This is a genomic window from Bradyrhizobium sp. Ash2021 (assembly GCF_031202265.1).
Classification (GTDB): domain Bacteria; phylum Pseudomonadota; class Alphaproteobacteria; order Rhizobiales; family Xanthobacteraceae; genus Bradyrhizobium.
In genome coordinates, this window is the sequence record NZ_CP100604.1 from 3,757,813 (window position 1) to 3,779,065 (window position 21,253).

General features: G+C 62.6%; 20 protein-coding genes and 1 pseudogene. 15 read left to right on the plus strand and 6 right to left on the minus strand.

Annotation, left to right across the window (positions count from 1 at the left end):
* Positions 1–66 precede the first annotated feature (66 nt).
* Both NL528_RS17765 and NL528_RS17770 read left to right on the plus strand, forming a co-directional pair.
* Entirely contained in the window at positions 67–897 is an 831-nt protein-coding gene (locus NL528_RS17765; RefSeq protein WP_309183984.1) for a universal stress protein, read from the plus strand.
* 108 nt (positions 898–1,005) lie between these two features.
* Entirely contained in the window at positions 1,006–1,413 is a 408-nt protein-coding gene (locus NL528_RS17770; protein WP_375144023.1) for an HPP family protein, read from the plus strand.
* A 190-nt stretch (positions 1,414–1,603) separates the two neighbouring features.
* Here NL528_RS17770 and NL528_RS17775 read toward each other — a convergent pair whose 3' ends face one another.
* Entirely contained in the window at positions 1,604–2,332 is a 729-nt protein-coding gene (locus tag NL528_RS17775; RefSeq protein ID WP_309183987.1) for a CBS domain-containing protein, read from the minus strand.
* A gap of 124 nt (positions 2,333–2,456) precedes the next feature.
* On the opposite strand from NL528_RS17775, the gene NL528_RS17780 reads away from it, so the two are divergent.
* The 6 genes from NL528_RS17780 (at position 2,457) to NL528_RS17805 (ending at position 9,399) form a co-directional block, all read left to right on the plus strand.
* Entirely contained in the window at positions 2,457–3,440 is a 984-nt protein-coding gene (locus NL528_RS17780; protein ID WP_309183988.1) for a zinc-dependent alcohol dehydrogenase family protein, read from the plus strand.
* Positions 3,437–5,023, plus strand: coding sequence for an AAA family ATPase (locus NL528_RS17785; protein WP_309183989.1), 1,587 nt, complete (start codon positions 3,437–3,439; stop codon positions 5,021–5,023). The genes NL528_RS17780 and NL528_RS17785 overlap by 4 nt, the downstream gene beginning before the upstream one ends.
* Before the next feature lie 5 nt (positions 5,024–5,028).
* Positions 5,029–5,958 carry a CHAD domain-containing protein gene (locus tag NL528_RS17790; RefSeq protein ID WP_309183990.1) on the plus strand — a complete coding sequence of 310 codons (930 nt, stop codon included), beginning with the start codon at positions 5,029–5,031 and terminating at the stop codon, positions 5,956–5,958.
* Positions 5,959–6,156: 198 nt separating this feature from the next.
* A complete protein-coding gene (locus tag NL528_RS17795) occupies positions 6,157–6,999 on the plus strand; it encodes a universal stress protein (protein ID WP_309183991.1) in 843 nt (280 codons plus the stop codon).
* A 188-nt stretch (positions 7,000–7,187) separates the two neighbouring features.
* Complete coding sequence (locus tag NL528_RS17800; RefSeq protein WP_309183992.1) at positions 7,188–7,562, plus strand: hypothetical protein; 375 nt, start codon at positions 7,188–7,190, stop codon at positions 7,560–7,562.
* A gap of 28 nt (positions 7,563–7,590) precedes the next feature.
* Positions 7,591–9,399 (plus strand): PHA/PHB synthase family protein, encoded by a 1,809-nt coding sequence (locus tag NL528_RS17805; RefSeq protein WP_375144024.1) that lies wholly within the window; start codon positions 7,591–7,593, stop codon positions 9,397–9,399.
* Between the two features lie 87 nt (positions 9,400–9,486).
* On the opposite strand, the gene NL528_RS17810 is transcribed toward NL528_RS17805, so the two are convergent.
* Entirely contained in the window at positions 9,487–9,693 is a 207-nt protein-coding gene (locus tag NL528_RS17810) for a DUF2892 domain-containing protein (RefSeq protein ID WP_309183994.1), read from the minus strand.
* A gap of 238 nt (positions 9,694–9,931) precedes the next feature.
* Between NL528_RS17810 and NL528_RS17815 the strand changes: the two genes are divergently transcribed.
* From NL528_RS17815 to ccoS, 3 genes and pseudogenes are all read left to right on the plus strand, one after another.
* Positions 9,932–12,625, plus strand: a complete 2,694-nt coding sequence (locus tag NL528_RS17815; RefSeq protein ID WP_309183995.1) for a bifunctional acetate--CoA ligase family protein/GNAT family N-acetyltransferase — start codon at positions 9,932–9,934, stop codon at positions 12,623–12,625.
* A gap of 261 nt (positions 12,626–12,886) precedes the next feature.
* Positions 12,887–13,789: pseudogene (locus NL528_RS17820) on the plus strand (HAD-IC family P-type ATPase); the annotation flags it as partial.
* A gap of 12 nt (positions 13,790–13,801) precedes the next feature.
* Positions 13,802–13,954: a cbb3-type cytochrome oxidase assembly protein CcoS gene (ccoS, locus tag NL528_RS17825; protein WP_309183996.1), complete on the plus strand. Its 153-nt coding sequence runs from the start codon at positions 13,802–13,804 to the stop codon at positions 13,952–13,954.
* A 43-nt stretch (positions 13,955–13,997) separates the two neighbouring features.
* Here the strand turns inward: ccoS and NL528_RS17830 are convergent, their stop codons facing one another.
* The 3 genes from NL528_RS17830 to NL528_RS17840 are packed head-to-tail and all read right to left on the minus strand — an operon-like array spanning position 13,998 to position 16,584.
* Positions 13,998–14,705, minus strand: a complete 708-nt coding sequence (locus tag NL528_RS17830; RefSeq protein WP_309184951.1) for a DUF1045 domain-containing protein — start codon at positions 14,703–14,705, stop codon at positions 13,998–14,000.
* A gap of 20 nt (positions 14,706–14,725) precedes the next feature.
* On the minus strand, positions 14,726–15,919 hold the full coding sequence (locus NL528_RS17835) for an alpha-D-ribose 1-methylphosphonate 5-triphosphate diphosphatase (RefSeq protein ID WP_309183997.1): 1,194 nt from the start codon (positions 15,917–15,919) through the stop codon (positions 14,726–14,728).
* A complete protein-coding gene (locus NL528_RS17840) occupies positions 15,916–16,584 on the minus strand; it encodes a chloramphenicol acetyltransferase (RefSeq protein WP_309183998.1) in 669 nt (222 codons plus the stop codon). Before NL528_RS17840 ends, NL528_RS17835 begins: the two co-directional genes overlap by 4 nt.
* Before the next feature lie 188 nt (positions 16,585–16,772).
* Between NL528_RS17840 and phnC the strand changes: the two genes are divergently transcribed.
* The 4 genes from phnC to phnE (NL528_RS17860) all read left to right on the plus strand — a co-directional run bounded on the left by phnC (position 16,773) and on the right by phnE (NL528_RS17860) (position 20,415).
* A complete protein-coding gene (phnC, locus tag NL528_RS17845) occupies positions 16,773–17,588 on the plus strand; it encodes a phosphonate ABC transporter ATP-binding protein (RefSeq protein ID WP_309183999.1) in 816 nt (271 codons plus the stop codon).
* 77 nt (positions 17,589–17,665) lie between these two features.
* The gene (phnD, locus tag NL528_RS17850) at positions 17,666–18,595 is read left to right on the plus strand and encodes a phosphonate ABC transporter substrate-binding protein (RefSeq protein WP_309184000.1); all 930 of its coding nucleotides are present in this window, start codon (positions 17,666–17,668) and stop codon (positions 18,593–18,595) included.
* Positions 18,596–18,679: 84 nt separating this feature from the next.
* Positions 18,680–19,564 carry a phosphonate ABC transporter, permease protein PhnE gene (phnE, locus tag NL528_RS17855; RefSeq protein ID WP_309184001.1) on the plus strand — a complete coding sequence of 295 codons (885 nt, stop codon included), beginning with the start codon at positions 18,680–18,682 and terminating at the stop codon, positions 19,562–19,564.
* On the plus strand, positions 19,561–20,415 hold the full coding sequence (gene phnE, locus NL528_RS17860) for a phosphonate ABC transporter, permease protein PhnE (RefSeq protein WP_309184002.1): 855 nt from the start codon (positions 19,561–19,563) through the stop codon (positions 20,413–20,415). The genes phnE (NL528_RS17855) and phnE (NL528_RS17860) overlap by 4 nt, the downstream gene beginning before the upstream one ends.
* Here phnE (NL528_RS17860) and phnF read toward each other — a convergent pair.
* Positions 20,412–21,140, minus strand: coding sequence for a phosphonate metabolism transcriptional regulator PhnF (phnF, locus tag NL528_RS17865; RefSeq protein WP_309184003.1), 729 nt, complete (start codon positions 21,138–21,140; stop codon positions 20,412–20,414). The two genes, phnE (NL528_RS17860) and phnF, sit on opposite strands and share 4 nt — an antisense overlap.
* Between the last annotated feature and the right edge of the window lie 113 nt (positions 21,141–21,253).

Consider the following 21,253-nt stretch of genomic DNA (forward strand, 5'->3'; position numbering starts at 1 on the left):
CTGCCTCAGTTCCTCGCTCGACCAAACCTCCTACAAATCGTGCCACGTGGATATTCGGAGGCGGGAATGAAATATGCAACGGTGATGGTCGGCATGGCGCTTGGCCAGCCAAACGACTCGCGGCTTGAAATTGCCGCGCAACTGGCTGAACGCTTCGGTGCCAGGGTAATCGGCGTTGCCGCGGCCGAGTTCACTCCGCCGCTCTATTTCACGGAAGGCGAACCGGCCCAGAGGCTGATTGATCAGGGGTGGGCCGCGGTCAAAAATCGGCTGGCGGCGCTGGAAGGCGAGTTTCGCGCCGCCATGCAAAACCGTGCGGCTGAATTGGAATGGCGCTGCGCCGAGGATTTTCCGACGCGATATGTCGTCCGGCAGGCTCGCGCCTGCGATATCATCGTGGTCGGCGAAGCCAGCCGCGGCGCCTTGGCCGATCCTTTCGCGCAGGTCAATCCGAGCGATCTCGTGATGCAGACGGGACGCCCCCTGCTTGTCGTTCCCGAAACCTGCGACTGGCTGGACCTGCGAAGCGTCCTGGTTGCCTGGAAGGACACCGCCGAGGCGAGGCGCGCGGTCAGCGATGCGCTGCCGTTGCTTGGTCAGGCGAAGGAAGTCACCGTCGCCGAAATTGTCGAGGACGAGGCCGACCGGCCGGCGGCACTGTCGCGGGTCGGGGATGTCGTGGCGTGGCTGTCGCGGCATGGCGTGCGTGCGTCGCAACTGGTGCCCGAGCAGCGCGGCGACGCCGCCACGCAACTGGAGAGGATCGCGTCGGACGTAGGGGCTGGCGTCGTCATCGCCGGCGCTTATGGCCACTCGCGGCTGAGCGAATGGATCCTCGGGGGCGTGACGCGACGGCTCATCAATCCATCGAACCGCTGTTCCATGCTGTCACATTGATATTGATCTCAATCAACGCCGCTGGCTCATGCCGTGCTTGAATGGAGTCGAGCCCCGACCGAGGATCACGTCTTGGATAGCTTTATTGACCAGATTGTCGCCGACCATATGACGCGCGACGTCAAGACGGTAGCACGCGACGTCACGCTGCGCGAACTCGGCGATCTCTTTGAAAGAGACGACTTCAACACCTACCCGGTCGAAGAAAACGGCCAAGTCGTGGGGCTGGTGTCGAAGTTCGATCATCTTGCCTGTTTCATCTTCACCCCGGCGCACATGATGCCGCGCTACGGTGATCTGATGAAGCGCACGGTCGCTGATGTCATGACTTCGGAATTCATCTATGTCGGGACCGACACCAGGCTCGCCAGGGTGCTTCAGCTGATGGTCGATCATCGCATACGCAGCATGCCGGTGATCGACAACGACCAGCGGCTGGCGGGTATGATCTCACGCGAAGACGTGATACGCGCCTTGCAGCGATGCGTGGGCGCCAAGGCGCCGCTCCCCCGCTGAGGAGGTTTCCGATCTGCGGGTTAACCGATGACCAGAAGTATCAGGTTCCAGGCTTTACCTTCGACCTTGTCGCCAACTGGTTGACAGGGAAGTCCGGCGTGCGCAATCGAAACAGCGCAAGGGCACTGGAAGGTACTCGGTCACGCCGGCGCGGCAGCCTTCAACCGCACCAGCCATTTCGGGAGCAGGCTTAACTCGCCTTCGCCATGTTCGTGTCTTCCGGTGACTCCAGATACATTCCGGACATGGTGTCGACCCAGCACAGATGGTCGTGAACCTTCTTTACACCTGCAACGTTCTCCGCTCCGACAATGGATGCCTGCCTGGAACGCTCTTCGGTGATAACGCCGCTGAGATGAACGATGCCGTCGCGCACGACGACGTTGAGTCCGAACGGACACCAGTCGTTCTTCCCTAGGGTGTCGACGATACGGCGGCGGATATGATCGTCGTCGGCGGTCGGATCGGGGATGTCCCGGGCGAGTGTCGCGACAGCCTGTAGCAGGTTGGCACGTGACACGATACCGACGAGCTTGTCTCCGCGCATGACCGGCAGGCGCTTGACGCCATTGTTCTCCATTGTCTTCACGATTTCCTCGAGTGGCGTATCCTCGGAGATGGTCAGCGGATCTCTGGTCATGACCTCGGATATCTTGCGGCCGTGTTCATGAACGAACTCGGTTGCCGCTTCGCCCGCGCCAAGAAGGAATTTGAGCCAGCGGCCCCGCTTGCGCTGGGTACCAATTTCGCTGCGGCGAATGAAATCGCCTTCCGAGACGATGCCAACCAGCTTTCCGGCGGCATCGACGACGGGAAGCCCGCTGATATGCCGCTGCAGCATGATGTTCGCGGCCTCGAGGATGGTAGCCTCCGGCAAGACCGAATAGACGGACCGGGTCATGATTTGATGGGCGCGCATGGCTAATCTCCTGTTCTGAAGCCATCATAGCGGGAGCCGGATCGAGCCCGTTTGATGAGGATCAAACTTTGGCCGCGCCGCCATGGATAGGGTACGATCGCTTGTGGTGAGGACGGCACACGCGATGCACGCCATGGTTCTGACGGCGCCCGGCGCGCCGCTCCAGTTTCAGCAACGGAACGATCCGGCGCCGGGACCTGGTGCGGTCCGCATCGCGATTAGCGCCTGTGGTGTGTGCCGGACCGACCTGCATGTCGTGGATGGCGAACTGCCCGGTATCAGCTATCCCATCGTTCCCGGTCATGAGGTGGTCGGCCGGGTAGACGTGCTTGGCCCCGGGGTAGCCGCCGTCAAGATCGGCGATCGTGTCGGGGTTCCCTGGCTCGGTTACACCTGTGGCGAATGCGCCTATTGCAGGAGCGGCCGGGAAAATCTTTGTGACCGTCCGCTGTTCACGGGCTATACGCGCGACGGCGGTTTTGCCACACACCTCGTCGCCGACGCCCGTTACTGCTTTCCGCTCGGCGAGGCGGGCGATGACGTCGCGATCGCGCCGCTGCTCTGCGCGGGCCTGATCGGCTGGCGCTCCCTGGTCATGGCCGGAGACGGGAGGCGTCTCGGTATCTACGGTTTCGGTGCCGCCGGGCACATCATCGCCCAGGTAGCGCGCTGGCAGGGACGTTCGGTCCATGCGTTCACGCGCGAGGGTGATATCGAAGCGCAACGCCTGGCCGTTTCCATCGGCTGCGATTGGGCCGGAGGCTCGGATGAGCGGCCCTCGGTTCCGCTGGACGCCGCCATCATCTATGCGCCGGTCGGCGCGCTCGTGCCGACGGCGTTGCGCGCCGTGCGAAAGGGAGGCCGCGTCGTTTGCGCCGGGATTTACATGTCGGACATCCCTTCTTTCCCCTACAATATCCTGTGGGAGGAACGGCAGCTTCTTTCCGTAGCCAACCTCACGCGGAGCGACGGAATGGAATTCTTTGCGATCGCGGCGCAAGCGGGCATTAAGACGCATACCACCGTCTTTCCGCTGCGAGAGGCCAACGAGGTGCTGTCGAAGTTGCGGTCGGGACAGATCACCGGCGCTGCCGTGTTGCGGCCATGACGCTGGAACCTCCCGCCGAGGCTGAGACAGTCTCCGAAGCCGACCGTCAGGGCCGGGTACTCGGGTTTCTCGATGGCTCCCGATTTGGCGGGGCGAAAGGCGGCAGGCGGATCGACACCCACGCCTCGGTTGTCTTTCTCGGCGACGGCATCGCATTGAAGATCAAGCGCGCCGTACGATTGCCATTTCTCGATTATTCGACGCTCGAAAAACGCAGGCGCGCCTGCGAAGAGGAATTGAAAGTCAATGCCGGCAATGCGTCGGAACTCTATCGACGCGTGGTCGCGATTACACGCCGTAACGACGGCTCCCTTGAAATCGGCGGAAGCGGAGTTCCGGTCGAATGGGCGGTCGAAATGGCGCGCTTCGACGAGGAGCGGACGCTTGATCGCCTTGCGGCGGCGCAACCGATCGAGCCGGCGCTTGCGATCGCCCTTGCCGACAAAATCCTGCAATCGCACGACAGGGCGCCGCGCGCCGGCGGCGAGAACTGGCTCGCCTCCATCTCCCCAATCATCGACCGCAACACCGCAAAATTCCACACCGTGCGCGGGCTTGACGGCGCAGCCATCGATCGGCTCGATGCCCGCAGCCGCGATCATGTAACGATGCTTCGAACGACGTTGGCCCGTCGCGCCAGGCAAGGTTTCGTGCGGCGTTGCCATGGCGATCTCCATCTGGCCAACATTGCGCTGGTGGACGGCCGGCCGTTGCTGTTCGACGCGATCGAATTCGATCCGGACATCGCCACGACGGATATCCTCTACGATCTTGCATTTACGCTGATGGACCTGATTCATTTCGGGAATGGCGCGGCGGCAAACATTCTCTTCAATCGCTACCTCGCCGGGGCATCCGACGAAAATCTGGACGGCCTCGCCGTGTTACTGCTGTTCCTTTCGATGCGGGCGGCCATTCGGGCCCACGTGCTCTTTATGAAAAGCGAGCAGGCCGGGGGCGGAGAGGCGGCGTGGCATGACGCGAAGCAATATTTCGACCTTGCAGGACGCCTCGCCATGCCAAAGCCCCCGCTGCTGGTTGCGATTGGTGGTCTGTCCGGGACCGGGAAGTCGCTTCTGGCGCGGGGGCTTGCGGGCATCATCGAGCCCGTGCCCGGCGCAGTCATTGTCCGTTCGGATGTCGTTCGCAAACGCCTGTTTGACGTCAGCGAAACCACAGGCCTGCCGGAGACCGCCTATCAGGCCGATACCTCGCAGCGCGTCTACGACGTGCTTTCGAATACCGCGCAACGCGTTTTGGCGCAGGGCTGCTCGGTCGTCCTCGATGCCGCGTTTATGCAGGAGACCCAGCGAAAAGGGCTGTTCGATCTGGCACGCAAGCACAACGCGCATTTCGTTGGCCTGTTCCTGACCGCGGATCTTCCGACGCGGCTGGCGCGGATCGCCCAACGGAAAAACGACGCGTCGGATGCGACGCGGGACGTCGCCTTGAAGCAGGAGGCGTCGGCGATCGGCGAGATCGACTGGGATGTGGTCGATGCTTCGGGAAGCCCCGACGACACGCTGCACCGGAGCATGGCCTGGCTTTCCACGCTTGGTCCGGCCCCGCTTTATAGCCGGTGATGAGAATGGGCCAGACCCGGGAGTCCGGAAAAACGAAGCCGGCATATCGCCGGCGCAAGCCATCATTGACAGCGGTCCCGCTGGATTGCGCGGCGGCGTTCCAAAGTATCGCACGGGACTGCACCGCAAGGATAGCTGCGCATCACAGCAGTGCGTGCGCCGGCGATGCCGAAGCCGTGCATCAGATCCGCGTGGCCATCACACGGTTGCGGGCGGCCGTATCCTTTTTCGCGCAGATGACGGTCGACGCGGAATGGCTCCGCCTCAAGAAGGAAATAGCCTGGCTGAACGGATCGCTCGGCGCCGCGCGCGATACCGACGTCGCCGTGGATTATGCAGGCCGCAAGCGGTACCGGACATGGGCCCAGGGCACGATCGGCCAGGATCTCGATGTCCGCCGGTTGCGGGATCATCGCCGGCTCGTTCGGTGCCTGAGATCCCAACGGTTCCGGCGCCTGATGGAGGGACTGTCAGACTGGATAGAGCGCGGTCCGTGGGTCGCACGTTGGAAGAAGGCCGAGCGCCGCAAGCCTGCCGAGCCGCTGAGGAGCTACAGCAAGCATAAGCTTGGCCGCTGGCATAAGCGGCTGATCCGCAAAGGGCGCCGTCTCAGGACCATGGGCGCGTCGCGCCGTCACCGCCTGCGGATCAAGGCGAAACGTTTGCGATACATGCTGGAAGTGCTGACCGACATTGTTCCGGTATCCGTGCACCGTGAATTCCGCCGAATGCACCGACCGGCAAAGCGCCTCCAGCGCGTACTGGGCGATCTTCGCGATCTGGAGCGCTTCGGCCGCCTTGGTGCCGGATCGCTGCCGCCGGAAGGCGGCAAGCAAAGTAATCTCCGGCCGCCGGGCTATCGACAACAAAAGAAGAAGCTGCTGGCGGCCGCGGTCGAAGCTTATCGCGGCCTCAGGCAGGTCGAGGCGCGCTGACGTCGCGCTCGACCGTACGGGTATTGTTTCCATGCCACCGCTAACTATCCTTGAGTCCGCCTTCGCCGGGTTTGATGTGCGTCAACCTTGGCAGCGGAACTGTCAGATACTTTTGCATGTGCAGAGAGCTCGAGAAGGCATTCGGCCACGTCTGATCGTGATGACCGTGCCGCTTCGCAAATGCCTGGGAGAACGACCATGTTCAAGAATATTCTGGTTCATATTCCGACGGAGCGATCCGTCAGGCCGGTGGTTGACGCGGCGGTCTCGCTGGCCACGGCGCGTCGATCCCATCTCGATGCCATCGCCATCGGCTATGAATCCATGAGCGCCATCGGGATGGTGGTCGAAGGTGGCGGCGCCGCCGTCGCCGCCGTGATGGGAGTTGAGCACGATCGGGCCCTCGAGAGGGCAAATGCGGCGATCTCGGTGTTCGAAATCGAGGCCAAGCTCGCCAATATCGCGTACGGCGCCCGGACGTTGGCGGCGATCCCCGCCGAGGCCGAAGAAACCATGGGAGAGCTTGCGCGGCTTTATGATCTAACGGTCGTGCTTCAGCCGGAAGCCTCCCATTCCAGTTATGACAACATCATTCCGCAGGCGATTCTGTTCAATTCCGGTGGACCGATGCTGATGGTTCCCTACATCCACAAGGGACAGCTCGATGCACGCCATGTCGGGATTGCCTGGGACGGCAGCCGGCTGGCCGCTCGAGCGTTGCGCGATGCGCTGCCGTTTTTGACCGCCGCCCACGCCGTCACCGTGATTGCCGTAAACGAGGATCGGCACGACGACAACGAAGCACGTTCGGATCAGATCGTCGGTCATCTCGCTCGGCGCGACATCAAGGCGCGCGCTGAGCGGCTGACGGCTGACCGGGAAAATGTTCACGGCACCATCCTGTCGATCGCGGCCGACATCGATATCGGTCTGCTGGTGATGGGCGGGTACGGTCACTCCCGCCTGAGAGAACGCATCCTCGGTGGCGTCACCCGCGGCATATTCGAATCGATGACGGTCCCGGTGCTGATGTCGCACTGACCGGGCGATGCGCTGCAAGGCCCTTGCGGCGCCACTCTGCCCCCCTGCCGGAAAATCCCGAGGAGGCCGTTGATTTGCCTCAAGAAAGCGGGCCTGAAGGGGACTCGATCTGATTAGTTTGATGCAGCTCAATAAGCTCGCTGACGTGGGGGTGTAGGAATTCAGCCAACGCAAGACCGGAGGTCATCATGTCCATGCCAGAGCTTTCAGAAGCGGATGCAGCGAGCCCAGAGCAGGCAACGGCCGAAGCCGCCACCCAAATGGCCAAGGCCAATCAGCGCGTCGCCAACTTCATCTTCGGAGCACAAAAATTGATGCTCGAGGAACTCGTATTTACCAGCAATGCGATGGTTGAGCGGGCACAGACCGAGATGCACCTGTTCTCGGAGCTCGTATCGAAGATGTCCGGCGCGCATTCCGTCAAGGACATCAGGACGATGTACGAGGAATGCAGCAAACACCAGATCGAGTTTGTACGCCGCGACTGCGATCGGCTTTTCAGGCATGGCGAACGACTGATCGAAGCTACGTCCAGCTTGTTCAAGAGCCATCCGCTGAACTGATTGGAATTCCATGCCGGTGACATCGACCATGCCGAAGGCTGAAGCGTCAGCCGTGTCCAGCCTTGCGCCCGCCGTGGCGGGTGACGTAACGGCAACAGCAGTGCAAGCGCGCCAGCAAACCGAAGGCGAAGCCCATCAGGCCGATCGCGCGTTTCATGCGATGTTGGCGCGCCTGACAGGGGGCATTTCGCCGGTTGCCCTGTTGCTTGCGTACACCGACTGGCTCTTGCATCTGGCGGCATCGCCGCAGCGGCAGATCGAGATCTCGCAGGAGGCGGTTCAGGATGCGAAGCGGCTGATCGAATCCGCACAGCAATATCCAAAGCCCGATCAGGAGCCCTGGTCGCTGATCAAGCCGCAGCCGCAGGACCGGCGTTTTGCCCGGCCGGAGTGGGAAAGCCCGCCGTTCAATCTATTCGCGCAAGCGTTTCTGCTGGGGGAGCAATGGTGGCACAACGCGACCACTGGGGTGCGCGGAGTTGCAAAGCAGAACGAGGCGATCGTCGAGTTCTCCGTCCGGCAGATGCTGAACGTGCTGGCACCGTCCAATTTCGCCGCGACCAATCCCGAAGTGTTGCAGAAGGCGTTCCAGAGCGGCGGCGAGAATTTTCTGCTCGGCTGGCAGAATTTTTGTAGCGACTGGATGCGCCTGTTGTCGGGCGGCAAGGCATCGGCCAACGCCGGCGATTTTGTCGTCGGCGAAACCGTTGCCACGTCACGCGGCAAGGTCGTGTTCCGCAACGAGCTGATTGAACTGATCCAGTATTATCCAGTAACCGGCAAGGTACATCCGGAGCCGATCCTGATCGTGCCGGCCTGGATCATGAAATACTACATTCTGGATCTGTCGCCGCAGAACTCGCTGGTGAGCTATCTCACCGGCCAGGGTTTTACCGTATTCATGATCTCATGGCGCAATCCTGGAGCCGCTGACCGCGATATCGCCTTCGACGACTATCGCGTGCTCGGGGCGGAAGCGGCGTTGGCCACCATCGAAGACATCGTACCTGGCCGTCAAGTCCATGCGTTGGGCTATTGCCTTGGCGGGACATTGTTGTCGATCGCCGCCGCGACCATGGCACGTGAGGGCGACAACAGGTTGAAGTCAATCAACTTGCTGGCCGCGCAAACGGATTTTACTGAAGCTGGTGAACTGACCCTGTTCATCAACGAAAGCCAGGTCACATTTCTCGAAGACATGACGTGGCAGCACGGTGTACTCGACACCACCCAGATGGCAGGCGCATTCCAGCTGCTGCGCTCGAACGATCTGATCTGGTCGCGGATGACCCGCGACTATTTGATAGGCGAGCGGGCGCCGCCGAGCGACCTCATGGCCTGGAACGCCGATGCCACCCGCCTGCCATACCGGATGCATTCGGAATATCTGCGCAACCTGTTCCTCGACAACGATCTGGCGGAGGGCCGTTACCTCGTCGAGGGCAAGCCGATCTCGCTGTCGGATATTCACACGCCGATGTTCGTGGCCGGCACGCTGCGCGATCACGTCGCGCCCTGGAAATCGACTTACAAGATAAATCTTCTGGTAGATGCGGACGTGACGTATCTTTTGACCAGCGGCGGCCACAATGCAGGCATCGTGGCGCCGCCGAGCGAGCAGGGGCACAGCTATCGGGTCAGGACGAAGCCGGCACATGCAACCTATACCGGTCCCGACGAATGGCTAAAGACGGTAGCGCCGGTCGAAGGGTCGTGGTGGCCGGAATGGACCAAATGGCTGGCCGCCCGGTCCGGGGAGCTATCTGAGCCGCCGCGCATGGGCACGGCGGAAGGCAGAAATTTGCCCGATGCACCGGGCGACTATGTTCGGGGGTGATCAATCGTGCCAGGACTAATCGGCTCTGATTGAATCAGAGCCGATGCTCCAGTGAGGCGTTTTCTAGCCAACGCTGGGATGGCCGAGTTACTGGCGGGCCGTGCGGCTTGAGATGCCCAAGGCGGTATAGAGTGGGCAGCTCCTGAAGAACGCGGTCGCGAGCAGCACCAGACCGATCAATCCGGCCCAATGCCATCCCTGAATCGACAAGCCATCCTGCAACGCAAATGCGACCAGCGCCAATCCCAGCACGATCCGCACGTACTGATCAATCGTTCCGACATTTACCGGCATGGTACGTCTCCCTCAGATGACCCTTGGTGAAAGAACTCCAAATTAAGGATCGCACGCCGGGCCGGATCGGGCTTTGATCTGTCTCAACAGGAAATCGACCGCGAAAGGTACGGGGAGTGCGACCAGATTTGTCATCGGGCCGAGACCGGGCCGGGTTACAATGTGACTTCAAGAACCCTCGGCGCGGAAGACGCCACTGGGTCCGCAAGGGGCCGGCACCGGCCAGATATTGAGACCGATGTCGACCTATCGCCTGAAAAATCTGCTGTCGCCCCGTTCGATCGCGCTGGTCGGGGCCAGCCCGCGCCACGGCTCCGTCGGGCGGGCTATCCTTGGCAATATTCGCAAGGCGCACTTCAAGGGCGAATTCGGCCTGGTGAATCCGCGCTATGCCGAGGTCGACGGCGTTACAACGGTCGATAGCCTCGGCAAGCTGACTTTTGCGCCGGAACTCGTGGTCATCACCGTGCCGGCAACGACGGTCGTCGGACTGATCGATGAGGCCGGCCGCCACGGCGCCGCGGGCGCGATCATTATCAGCGCCGGGCTCGGCCATGGTGCGGGATCGTCGGCGGACGCAGCCGAACGGGCGGCGCAAAAATACGGCATGAGGCTGATCGGTCCCAATTGTCTGGGTATCATGATGCCCGGCGTCAATCTCAACGCGAGCTTTTCCGCGCACATGCCCGCGATGGGCAATCTGGCGTTGGTCTCGCAGTCCGGCGCCATCGCTGCCGGCATGGTCGACTGGGCCGCGCAGCGCGCCGTCGGGTTTTCCGGGATCGTATCGGTTGGCGATCAACTCGACGTCGATATCGCCGATCTGCTTGACTACTTCGCGCTGGATCCGAAGACGCAGGCCATCCTGCTCTACATCGAAGCGATCAAGGACGCCCGTAAGTTCATGTCGGCGGCGCGTGCCGCCGCAAGGATCAAGCCGGTCGTCGTCGTCAAATCCGGGCGCATGGCCCAGGGCGCCAAAGCTGCCGCGACCCACACCGGCGCCTTGGCAGGCTCGGACGCCGTTTACGACGCGGCCTTCCAGCGCGCCGGTGTGTTGCGGGTATCGGATCTTCGCGAGTTGTTCGACTGTGCCGAGACGCTCGGGCGGCTCAAGTCGCCGCCGGGAAAACGGCTCGCGATTCTGACCAATGGCGGTGGCATCGGGGTGCTCGCCGTCGACCGGCTGGCCGAGCTGGGTGGGATTCCCGCTGCTATCACGCCTGCGATCCGGGAAAGACTGAACGCCGTGTTGCCGCTGACATGGTCCGGATCAAACCCGGTCGACATCATCGGCGACGCCGATCCCGCGCGATATGCGGCGGCGCTCGAGGTGTTGCTGGCCGATCCCGGCAATGACGCCATCCTGGTGCTGAACGTCCAGACTGCGATCGCGCGCGCCGACGATATCGCCGCGACTGTGACGGGGGTGGTGCAGGAATATCGCCGGCAGCACCAGGGCTCCGCCAAGCCCGTGCTCGCGGTCTGGATCGGCGCAGAACCGAAGGTCATCAATCTCCTGAGCGACGCCGGGATACCGAACTACCCGACCGAGGACGATGCGGTACGGGGTTTTATGCATCTGGTGCGGCATCGTGAGGTCGTGGAGGCGCTGGCGCAGGTTCCGCCGGCCATGCCCGGCGCGTTTGCGCCCGATATCGGGGCCGCACGGCGGGTCGTCGCCGCTGCGCTGGCCGATGGCTGCCATTTCCTCGATCCGATCGAAATCAAGCGGCTGTTTGACGTCTATGAGATCGCGATGGTGCCGACATTCGCCGCCGCCGATGCCGAACAGGCAGCTGCCCACGCCTCGGGCTTGTTCGCGCAAGGTGCGACCGTGGTGCTCAAGGTCATGTCGCGCGACATCGTTCACAAGTCGGATGTCGGCGGCGTCGTGCTCAATCTCACCAGCGCCGATGCGGTTCGCGCGGCGACGTCGGACATTCTCGCGCGGGCGAAAGCGTTGCGGCCGGAAGCGCGGATCGCCGGCGTTTTGGTGCAGCCGATGGTGCTGCGGCCGAAGGCGCGTGAGCTCATTCTCGGCCTCGCCGACGATCCGACCTTCGGCACTGTCGTCGTATTCGGCCGCGGCGGCACGGCGGTCGAGATCATCAACGACAAGGCGCTGGCGCTTCCGCCGCTCGACCTGCAGCTCGCGCGCGCCCTGATCGAGCGTACCCGTGTCTCGCGGCTGCTTCGCGCCTACCGCGACGTGCCGGCGGTCAAGGAGGATGCCGTCGCGATGGTCCTGGTCAAGCTGGCGCAGATGGCCGCTGACATTCCCGAAATTCGCGGACTGGACATCAACCCGCTGCTGGCAGATGAGGCCGGCGTGCTCGCGGTCGACGCGCGTGTCGTTGTCGGGCGCGTGGAACGGAAATTCGCAGGCTCCGGGCCTGCGAACTTCGCGGTGCGGCCGTATCCGTCGCAATGGCAGCGTCATATCGAGGTCAAGGACGGCTGGCGGGTATACGTCCGCCCGATCCTGCCCGAGGATGAACCGCTGATCCATGAACTGTTGCGGCACGTGACCAGCCATGATCTGCGGCTGCGGTTCTTCGCGCCCATGAAGGAATTTTCGCACCAGTTCATCGCGCGCCTGACCCAGCTCGACTATGCCCGCGCCATGGCCTTTGTCGCGTTCGACGAAGTGACCGGCGAGATGGTGGGCGTGGTCAGGATTCACTCGGACTCGATCTACGAATCCGCCGAATATGCGATCCTGCTGCGATCGGATCTCAAGGGCAGGGGACTTGGCTGGGCGCTGATGCAACTGATCATCGAATACGCGAAATCCGAAGGGCTGAAAGCCATCTCGGGCGATGTACTTGCCGAAAACACGATCATGCTGGCGATGTGCCGCAGTCTCGGTTTTGAGGTCAAGCCGGATCCCGTCGAGCACGATATTTGTGAGGTCAGGCTAAAGCTCTAGGTCAACCGTGAGAGCGCGGCGCTCTCGTTCATCCGGCGAACGCTGCTGCGATCACGCCGTGGCTAAAGATACGACATCTTTTTGACGACATTCTCGCTGTCCACCCTAGTGCCTCCGCATCATGAAGCCGATGACGACGCCAAGCGCGAAAGCGGATGCGAGCGTCGTGATCGGTCGCTCGGCGATCAGTTTCTCGACATGATCCTCTTCCCCGCTCAAGGTCTCACCGAGTTCGCTCAAGGCCGCCTTGATCTGGTCGGCGAGGTCGACCGGGTCATCTTCGACAAGACCGGAACCCTGACCTTGCCGGAACTCGACGTTGTCAATTCCGCAGCTATTCCGCCCGAAATGTTCGAGCTTGCCGGACGGTTGGCGCTCGCAAGCCATCACCCGGTGGCCGCTGCGGTGGCGCGTGCGTCGAACGCCCGATTACCCCTGGCAGGCGTAGTCGAGGAGCCCGGGCAGGGCGTTCGTGCTTTCATCGAAGGCGAAGAGATCAGGCTGGGTAGGCCGTCCTTTTGCGGTGCCGACCGGTTGGCCAACGAGATTCTGATCCGGGACCCGGAAGTGTCGGTCGTCGCGTTCAGCCGGGGCGGTGCCCGCTATGTGTTCGCGGTCCGGCAGCTTCTGCGCCCGGATGCGCCGGCGATGATGGCCGCGCTCCAGACACGCGGTATCGCGGTGGAGATTGTCTCGGGCGACCGGGAGCCGGCGGTCCGGGCGGCCGCGCAATCGCTCGGAATTGGCGAGTGGCGCGCCGGCGTCACGCCGGCCGACAAGATCGCGCGCATCGAAGAACTGAAACGGCAGGGCCTCAAGGTCATGATAGTCGGCGACGGGTTGAATGACGCGCCGGCGCTCGCCGCCGCGCATGTTTCGATGTCGCCGATCAGTGCCGCCCATCTGAGCCAGGCCACCGCGGATCTTGTCTTTCTCGGCAAGCCGCTCGCTCCCGTGGTTGCCGCGATCGATTTCTCGCGGAAGGCGCTGTATTTGATGCGGCAGAATCTCTGGCTTGCGGTCGGATACAATTTCCTTGCGGTTCCGATCGCGATTGCCGGGTTCGTGACGCCGCTGATCGCGGCGGTCGCGATGTCCGGCTCCTCACTGCTGGTGATGCTGAACGCGCTTCGCGCGCGCGGCGTCGTGCAACCGAGGTCATGATGGAAGTGCTGGGTGCCGCTGGCGCTTGGCCTCGGCCTCGTGGGGCTGCTGGGATTTCTCTGGTCGCTCAAGAGCGGGCAGTATGACGATCTCGACGGCGCAGCCTGGCGGGCCATTGCCGATGATGAGCCGGTGACGGAGCATCCGTCGGACAGACCCGCTTAGGCGCCTTGATCGCAAGTTGGGGGTCCGCCATCCCCGATCCCGGCTAGTTCCGCATTTGCTTGACGGCGCAATGTTGGATGATCCGGAAGCGTGCGTCGGCATGGTCCTGGCGGAACAATGCGATCCGGTCGATCGCGAGCGTCTTGAGACCGATTGCGGAAAACCGATCCCTCAGCATCGCCATCACGGGCACGCGCCGCGCTTCATCCAGTCGACCGGTCAGCGTCATGTGAAACCGAAACTCTTCCATCACATAAGGGTAGCCCCAGCGATCGAGATATTCACACTGCCTCGGCGTCAGCTTCTCGGGATTTCGTCGCGCGCGATCCCCAGCCGTCAGCGGCGCACGGAATGAATCGAATTCGCGGGTCACATCCCCGACAAACTGCACCAGTTCCGTCGACGGTTTTGCCAGCATCACGGCGATAAAGCCGCTGATCGAACCGACGACGGGCTCAATCATCGGGATGGAGCGTGCCGTAGCGGCGAAAGACTCGCACGCCGCGGCCAGCTCAGCCTCGGTCCTGCCGGGCGCCAGCGCCATCGGCGCCTTCAGCGTGGCGTGAAAGCCATACTTTCGGGGATCCTGGGTCAGGTCGCGCCAGTCGGGCCTGGCCAGGGTCACGTCACCCGGAAAGGGCAGGTCGTCACCGCGATAGGCGTCGTAGCCGAGCAGATCTGCGCCAAAACGGTCCAGCACACTGCCGGGTGCGGGAGCGTAATAGATGGCGTAGCGCGGATAAATCCCCATTGCCGCAGAATAGAGCCGCTTCACGCGGCTGCAACTGCCTTGTGTGGGGCGACGGACGAATGGATGAGACGGCTCGTATCCGTCAGATACACCAGACGTCCCGCGGCAATGACCGCGACGATTCGCGGCCGCAGCGGCATCCGGTCATCGACGAGGATGATGTCGGCGCGCTGGCCTTCGGCGAGAACGCCGCGATCTCCAAGACCCGCAGCGCGCGCCGGCGCCGCCGAAATCAGCTCCCAGGCTTCGGCAAGCGGCAGCACGCCGTCCGCATCAAGCCGGAACGCCGCCAGCAATTGCGCCGGATAGTAATAGTCGGACGCCAGCACCGAACACAGGCCCTTGGCGATCATGTCGGATGCCTTGGTCCATCCGGTATGACTGCCGCCGCGCACGACGTTGGGCGCGCCGAACACGATGAAGTCGCCGGCCTCGGCCGCCCCGCGCGCGGTTTCCTCGTTCACCGGAAATTCGGCTATGCCGACGCCTTGCGAGCGAAATGCCGCCCGCATCTCCGGGCTTGCATCGTCGTGCGACAGCATCCGGACATCGGCTGCGCGCGCGGCCTGCGCCAGGCGTGCGATCGATGGAGGCACATCGTGAGCGCGGGAAACGACCCGCTCCACCAGCCGGTCGAACGCGTCGTTCGAGAGTCCGGTTCGTTCCACCATGCGGCTGCGCTTTTGCGGTTTTGCCAGATTGGCAATCGTCGAATCCATGTGATCGTTGAACGCCAAGAGATCGATGCGTCCTTCTGCCAGCCATTTGGCGATTTCGGCCTCGGCATCGAGATTATAGGTCTCGTGACGCAAATGGAATCGTGTATCCGCGGCAAGCTGCGGCCGCATCGATTCGATCGCCTCGAGCAGAAGCCTTGCATTATCGCCGCTGCGCAGTCCGGGCTCCCAGGACCATGTCGTGGCGTGATAAACGGTGGTGATGCCGTTGCTGATTGCCTGCCGGTCGCTGTCCGCCAGCGCCACATCGACAGGAAAGTCGACCCCGGCGCGCGGCATCATCTGCCGCTCGAACGCGTCGCCATGCAGGTCGATGATGCCAGGCAGCACCTTGAGGCCATCGGCATCAATGTGGAGCGAGGCGCGTCCCTGGTCCGAACCCACGGCGCTGATTTCGCGACCGGCGACCCGCAGCGAGGTCTCGACAATTTTGCGACCGACCAGCGCCCGGCCGCCTTCAAGAAGGATATCTGTCACGATATTGCACTCCGCCGTCTGGCGTGAGAGCGACCCGTACTGCCCGCCGCCTCATATTTCGCGAGGAAATCCTCGACGCCAAGCCTTCGGAAATCAGGTAGGGCGGCACGGAGCGTCTCATGGTCCCAATCCCACCACCCAAGCTCGGCCAGCCGGCTCGTAATGGCCTCCGGAAACCGCCGCTTGATCGCCCGCGCCGGATTTCCCGCCACGATGGTGTAGGCGGGCACGTCCTTGGTCACGATCGCACCGGCCGCGACCACCGCGCCGGTGCCGACGGAGCGCCCCGGCAACACGATGGCGCCATGCCCGATCCAGACGTCGTGGCCGATATGAACGCGGTGTTCGCGCCGCCATTCAAAGAAATCGGCGTCGTCGCTCTCGCCCTGAAAATAGGCGCTGGCGCGATAGGTGAAATGCGCCTGCGACGCCCGGTACATCGGATGATTGCCGGGGTTGATCCGGGTCATCGCCGCGATCGAGCAGAATTTGCCGATCGTGGTGTAGGTGATCTGTGCGTCGTTCACGACATAGGAATAGTCGTCCATGGTGACGTCGAGCAGGATGGTCCGCGCACCGACCTCGGTATAGGCGCCGAGTTGGCTTTCACGCACCGAGGCGGTGGGATCGACGGTCGGTTCAACGGAGAGCATCTTGCCGGCCATTTGCGTTTCCATGAGCAATCGTGATTAGAGGTGCTGCGCACGTCATCAATGGGCCTGATGACAATGTCATGACGGATAAATGACAGTTGTCCCCGGTGTGGATGATCGCCGCACCGCGGCGCGGCTGTCACACAACTGTTAGATACCGGCGCTAGCGATGACCGAGGACGACGCGGTTGGAGCAATGCATGCTGGTGGTAGAAGGTTTGACGTGCCGTTTCGGCACCAAAGCCGCGGTTGACAATGCTTCCTTCTCGGTAGCACCCGGTGCCTTTATCGGTGTGATCGGCCGGTCCGGCGCCGGCAAATCGACGCTGCTGCGGATGATCAACCGGCTCGCTGACCCCACCGAAGGCCGGATCCTGTTCGAAGGCGTCGATGTCACTGCGCTGCGCGGCAGGGATTTGCGGCAGTGGCGTGCGCGTTCGGCGATGATCTTTCAGCAATTCAACCTGGTTGGCCGGCTCGATGTGTTGACCAATGTGTTGATGGGGCGGTTGGCGGAAATCCCGTCCTGGCGTTCGCTAGCGCAGCTTTGGCCCGAACACGACAAGGCGCTGGCGATGTCCGCGCTCGAGCAGTTCGATATGGGCTCGCTCGCGGCCCAGCGCGCTGACCAGCTTTCCGGCGGCCAGCAGCAGCGCGTCGCGATCGCGCGCGCGCTGGTGCAGGAGCCGGACATCATCCTCGCCGACGAGCCGATCGCCTCGCTCGATCCGCGCAACACCCGGATCGTGATGGACGCACTGCTGCGCATCAACAAGCACTTCGGCATCACGGTGATCTGCAATTTGCATTCGCTCGATCTGGCGCGAAGCTATTGCGATCGCCTGATCGGGATGTCGGCTGGCCGCGTGGTATTCGACGGCGCGCCCGCGATTCTGACCGATCATATTGCGCGTGAGCTTTACGATCTCGAGGCCAACGAAGTCATGGGCAGCACGCCGATTCATGCGCCTCAAACTGCAACCGTTCCGGCGCTCGGCACCGCAGCTGCGGCCTGAGCAATTGCTTCAGTACAGGGCGGCCGCAGCACACCTGCAATCGGCCGATGGGCGTAACTACAACAAGAGGGTACATCATGATCACTCGTCGCATCGTTCTGGCCGGCGCCGCCGCGCTGGCGTTCACCGCATCCGCGTCAGCCGAAGACTGGAAGGCGAAATATCCGGAAATCACCTTTGCCGTGATTCCGGCCGAGAACGGCTCGGGCGTTCTTGAACGCTACACGCCGTTCGTGAACTATCTGTCGAAAGAGCTCGGCATCAAGGTGAATCTGCGTGTCGCCAACGACTATGCGGCCGTCATCGAAGGGCAACGCGCCGGCAACATCCATATCGGTTATTACGGTCCGGCGTCGTTCTCGCGCGCCCGCCTCACCGGGGTGAAGACCGACGCCTTCGTGATCGATGTCAACGCCGACGGCTCCAAGGGGTATTATTCGGTGTTCTACGTGCTCGCCAAGAGCCCGTACCAGAAGATCGAAGACCTAAAGGGCAAGAACCTCGGCCTGGTCGACCCGAACTCGACGTCGGGCAACAACATGCCGCGTTTCAAGATGAACCAGATGGGTATCGATCCCGACGCCTATTTCTCCAAGGTGATTTTCACCGGCAGCCATGAGAACGCCGTGCTGGCGCTGGCCCAGGGCACGGTCGATGTCGCTGCCAATTGGTGGAATGCGGAAGATGATTCGAACCTCACGCGCATGCTCGCCAAGAACATGGTCAAGTCGAGCGACGGCACGCCGCTGAAGAAGGAAGATTTTCGCGTCATCGTGAAGTCGGACCTCATCATCAACTCGCCCTACGCTTATCTCAGCGACCTGCCCGAGGACATGAAGGCCGCGATCAGGCAGGCATTCCTCAACGCGCCCGAAAAGGACAAGGAAGCCTTCAAGAAGCTGTCCGATGGCAAGAATCTGCCCTGGCAGCCGATTACCAACGCAGACTACGACAAGACCATCGAGCTGATTAAGTTCGTCGACAATCTGCGCAAGAAGGCGTCCTGATCGATCGGCGGAGACAAGACCAGGCCGGGTCCATGCGACCCGGCCTTTTTCTCGTTTGGCATTTGAACCGGATCGTAATCGTCGATGGCCACGGCCGTATCCATTCTGCCAGGCCCGCAACTGGCGGCGCTCAACGAGGCCTATCGCAGGGCGGTCGCGCGCAAGCGCCTGCAGATGACATTGGCGGCGGCGGTGTTTTTCGCCGCTCTTGTCATTGCCGCCATCGGCGCGGAGGTGAATCTGCGCACCTTCTTCACCTATTTCGGAAACTTCGTCAGCTATTTCGACCGTATCTTCACGCTGGAAAACGGCACCCGGGTGTGGACCGACATCGGTGAATGGTTCTGGGGCTGGCACAAATGGTTGAAGATGCTCGGCGAGACCATCCTGATCAGCTATGTCGGCACCCTGACCGGAGCGGTGCTGGCGTTTGCACTGAATTTCCTTGCGGCCGAAAATACCTCGCCCGCGCCGTGGCTGCGCTTCGTGGTCCGCCGTCTGCTGGAATTCGCCCGTACGGTTCCCGGCATTGTGTTTGCGTTGATCTTCGTCATCGCATTCGGCCTCGGACCGATGGCGGGCGTGCTCGCCATCGCCATCCATTCCACCGGCGCGCTCGGAAAGCAGTTCTCCGAGATCGTCGAAAACGCCGACATGAAGCCGGTTGAAGGCGTACGATCGACCGGCGCAAGCTGGCTGTCCTGCATGCGGTTCGCGGTGCTGCCGCAGGTGACCGCAGGCTACGCGAGCTACGCGCTGCTGCGTTTTGAGATCAACGTCCGCGAGGCGTCCGTCATGGGCTTCGTCGGCGCCGGCGGCATCGGGCAGGAGCTCGTGGTCGCGATCCGGAAATTCTACTATTCGGACGTCAGCGCGATTTTGGTTATGATCATCGTCACCGTCTTTGTGATTGATATCGCTACCGGGTGGTTGCGCGGCCGGCTGTTCGGCAAGGACGCGCGCGCATGAGCCAGCTACCGAAACCCGATGCAGGGCAGCTGCGGGCGAAATACCCCGACGTCTTCGACCGGCCGGCTTCGGCGCGGCTGGCGATGCCGGCGATGATCCTTGGCGCTTTCGCCATTTTCATTTTCGGGCTGGTCGATCTCGAGTTCTCGCCGGCAAGATTGTTCTCAGGCCTGCACCAGCTTGGCTGGATCACGCTGATGATGATCCCGCCCGACCCAGGCTCCTCGTTGCCGATTTATCTCTCCGCGCTCGGCGAAACCCTGTCGATCGCGTTGCTGGGCACCACGATCGCAGCAGTGTTCGCGCTGCCGGTCAGCCTGCTGGCGGCGCGAAATATCATTCCCTCGAAACTGATCCGCTTTCCCGTTCGCCGGTTCCTGGACTCCATCCGCGGCGTCGATACGCTGATCTGGGCGCTGGTATGGATCAATGTGGTCGGCCTCGGCCCGTTCGCCGGCGTGCTGGCAATCGCGGTGTCCGACTTCGGCGCGTTCGGTAAATTGTTTTCCGAGGCGATCGAGGCCGCCGACAAGAAACAGGTCGAGGGCATCCGCGCCTCCGGTGGCAGTGTCCTGCACGAGATACGCTTCGGCTTGATGCCGCAGGTGCTGCCTGTGATCGCGGGCCAGGTGCTCTATTTCATCGAATCGAATACGCGCTCGGCCACCATTATCGGCATCGTCGGAGCCGGCGGTATCGGCCTGCAGCTGGCTGAGCAGATCCGCGTGCTGGAGTGGCAGAAGGTCTCGTTCCTGATCCTGATGATCTTGGTCGCGGTTGCCGCGATCGATTGGATCTCGGGCAAGCTGCGCTTCGCCATTATCGGGCGACGCGCGGTCGCCCAGTTCTAGCTGTTCTCGACCAGGAACTCGACGCGCTCGGCGGCAAAACGTGAGCGTTTTGTCACGAGCGGCTTGCCGGCGGGGTCGACGTCGGTGCTGTCGACCACGAGGACCGGGCGCCCGAGCGCAAGGTCCAGCCGTGCGGCGTCGGAAGCGTCTGCGATAGCCGCGCTGATCCGGGTTGATCCCCGGCGATAGTCGCGGATGCCGTAATGCGCGAGCAGCTTTGTCATCGAGCGTGCGCCGGCGAACACGCTCCCGGCGCCGGGAAAGCGCTCGGCCGATAGCCAGGTGGTGCTGACACAGATCGGGGTTCGGTCGGCTAATCGCAGCGATTCGATCCGGATCAGCGGCGCGCCGGTCTTCAATGCAAGTTCCCGCGCCAGTTCGCGGGTCGCGACTTCCTCGGAGGCGTCGATCAGCTGGCCGTGCGGCTCGCGGCCGCCGGCGCCGACGATTTCGGAAAACCGCGTCCGCGAGCGCAGGGGATAGGCCAGCCGCCGCGTCTCGACATAAGTGCCGCTGCCGCGCTCGGCGCGCACCAACCCGCGTTCCGCCAGCGTCGCCAAGGCCCGGCGGACGGTATGGCGGTTAACCCGATAGGTTTCGGCGATCTCGGTCTCGCCCGGCAGCTTTTCACCGGCCGGAAAGCGGCCTTCGGCGATGCCGCGCTCGATTCCGTCGGCGACCTGCCGCCACAGCGCGACGCCGGTAGCAGCATCCTGCATGCTCATGGTGTGGACCCGCCCACGGAACGCATCCGGAAAATCATCCTCTTGTCACGAAACAGTCATGGCGTTTCGTTATCAAGTTGTCTAGTATCATAGACAACTTGATTCCGGCAAGG

Bases quoted from the DNA above. Each gene is read 5' to 3' on its own strand.
- NL528_RS17765 (WP_309183984.1), top strand. From the start codon at position 67: ATGAAATATGCAACGGTGATGGTCGGCATGGCGCTTGGCCAGCCAAAC.
- NL528_RS17770 (WP_375144023.1), top strand. From the start codon at position 1,006: ATGACGCGCGACGTCAAGACGGTAGCACGCGACGTCACGCTGCGCGAA.
- NL528_RS17775 (WP_309183987.1), bottom strand. From the start codon at position 2,332: ATGCGCGCCCATCAAATCATGACCCGGTCCGTCTATTCGGTCTTGCCG.
- NL528_RS17780 (WP_309183988.1), top strand. From the start codon at position 2,457: ATGCACGCCATGGTTCTGACGGCGCCCGGCGCGCCGCTCCAGTTTCAG.
- NL528_RS17785 (WP_309183989.1), top strand. From the start codon at position 3,437: ATGACGCTGGAACCTCCCGCCGAGGCTGAGACAGTCTCCGAAGCCGAC.
- NL528_RS17790 (WP_309183990.1), top strand. From the start codon at position 5,029: ATGGGCCAGACCCGGGAGTCCGGAAAAACGAAGCCGGCATATCGCCGG.
- NL528_RS17795 (WP_309183991.1), top strand. From the start codon at position 6,157: ATGTTCAAGAATATTCTGGTTCATATTCCGACGGAGCGATCCGTCAGG.
- NL528_RS17800 (WP_309183992.1), top strand. From the start codon at position 7,188: ATGTCCATGCCAGAGCTTTCAGAAGCGGATGCAGCGAGCCCAGAGCAG.
- NL528_RS17805 (WP_375144024.1), top strand. From the start codon at position 7,591: ATGCCGAAGGCTGAAGCGTCAGCCGTGTCCAGCCTTGCGCCCGCCGTG.
- NL528_RS17810 (WP_309183994.1), bottom strand. From the start codon at position 9,693: ATGCCGGTAAATGTCGGAACGATTGATCAGTACGTGCGGATCGTGCTG.
- NL528_RS17815 (WP_309183995.1), top strand. From the start codon at position 9,932: ATGTCGACCTATCGCCTGAAAAATCTGCTGTCGCCCCGTTCGATCGCG.
- NL528_RS17830 (WP_309184951.1), bottom strand. From the start codon at position 14,705: ATGGGGATTTATCCGCGCTACGCCATCTATTACGCTCCCGCACCCGGC.
- NL528_RS17840 (WP_309183998.1), bottom strand. From the start codon at position 16,584: ATGGCCGGCAAGATGCTCTCCGTTGAACCGACCGTCGATCCCACCGCC.
- phnC (WP_309183999.1), top strand. From the start codon at position 16,773: ATGCTGGTGGTAGAAGGTTTGACGTGCCGTTTCGGCACCAAAGCCGCG.
- phnD (WP_309184000.1), top strand. From the start codon at position 17,666: ATGATCACTCGTCGCATCGTTCTGGCCGGCGCCGCCGCGCTGGCGTTC.
- phnE (WP_309184001.1), top strand. From the start codon at position 18,680: ATGGCCACGGCCGTATCCATTCTGCCAGGCCCGCAACTGGCGGCGCTC.
- phnE (WP_309184002.1), top strand. From the start codon at position 19,561: ATGAGCCAGCTACCGAAACCCGATGCAGGGCAGCTGCGGGCGAAATAC.
- phnF (WP_309184003.1), bottom strand. From the start codon at position 21,140: ATGAGCATGCAGGATGCTGCTACCGGCGTCGCGCTGTGGCGGCAGGTC.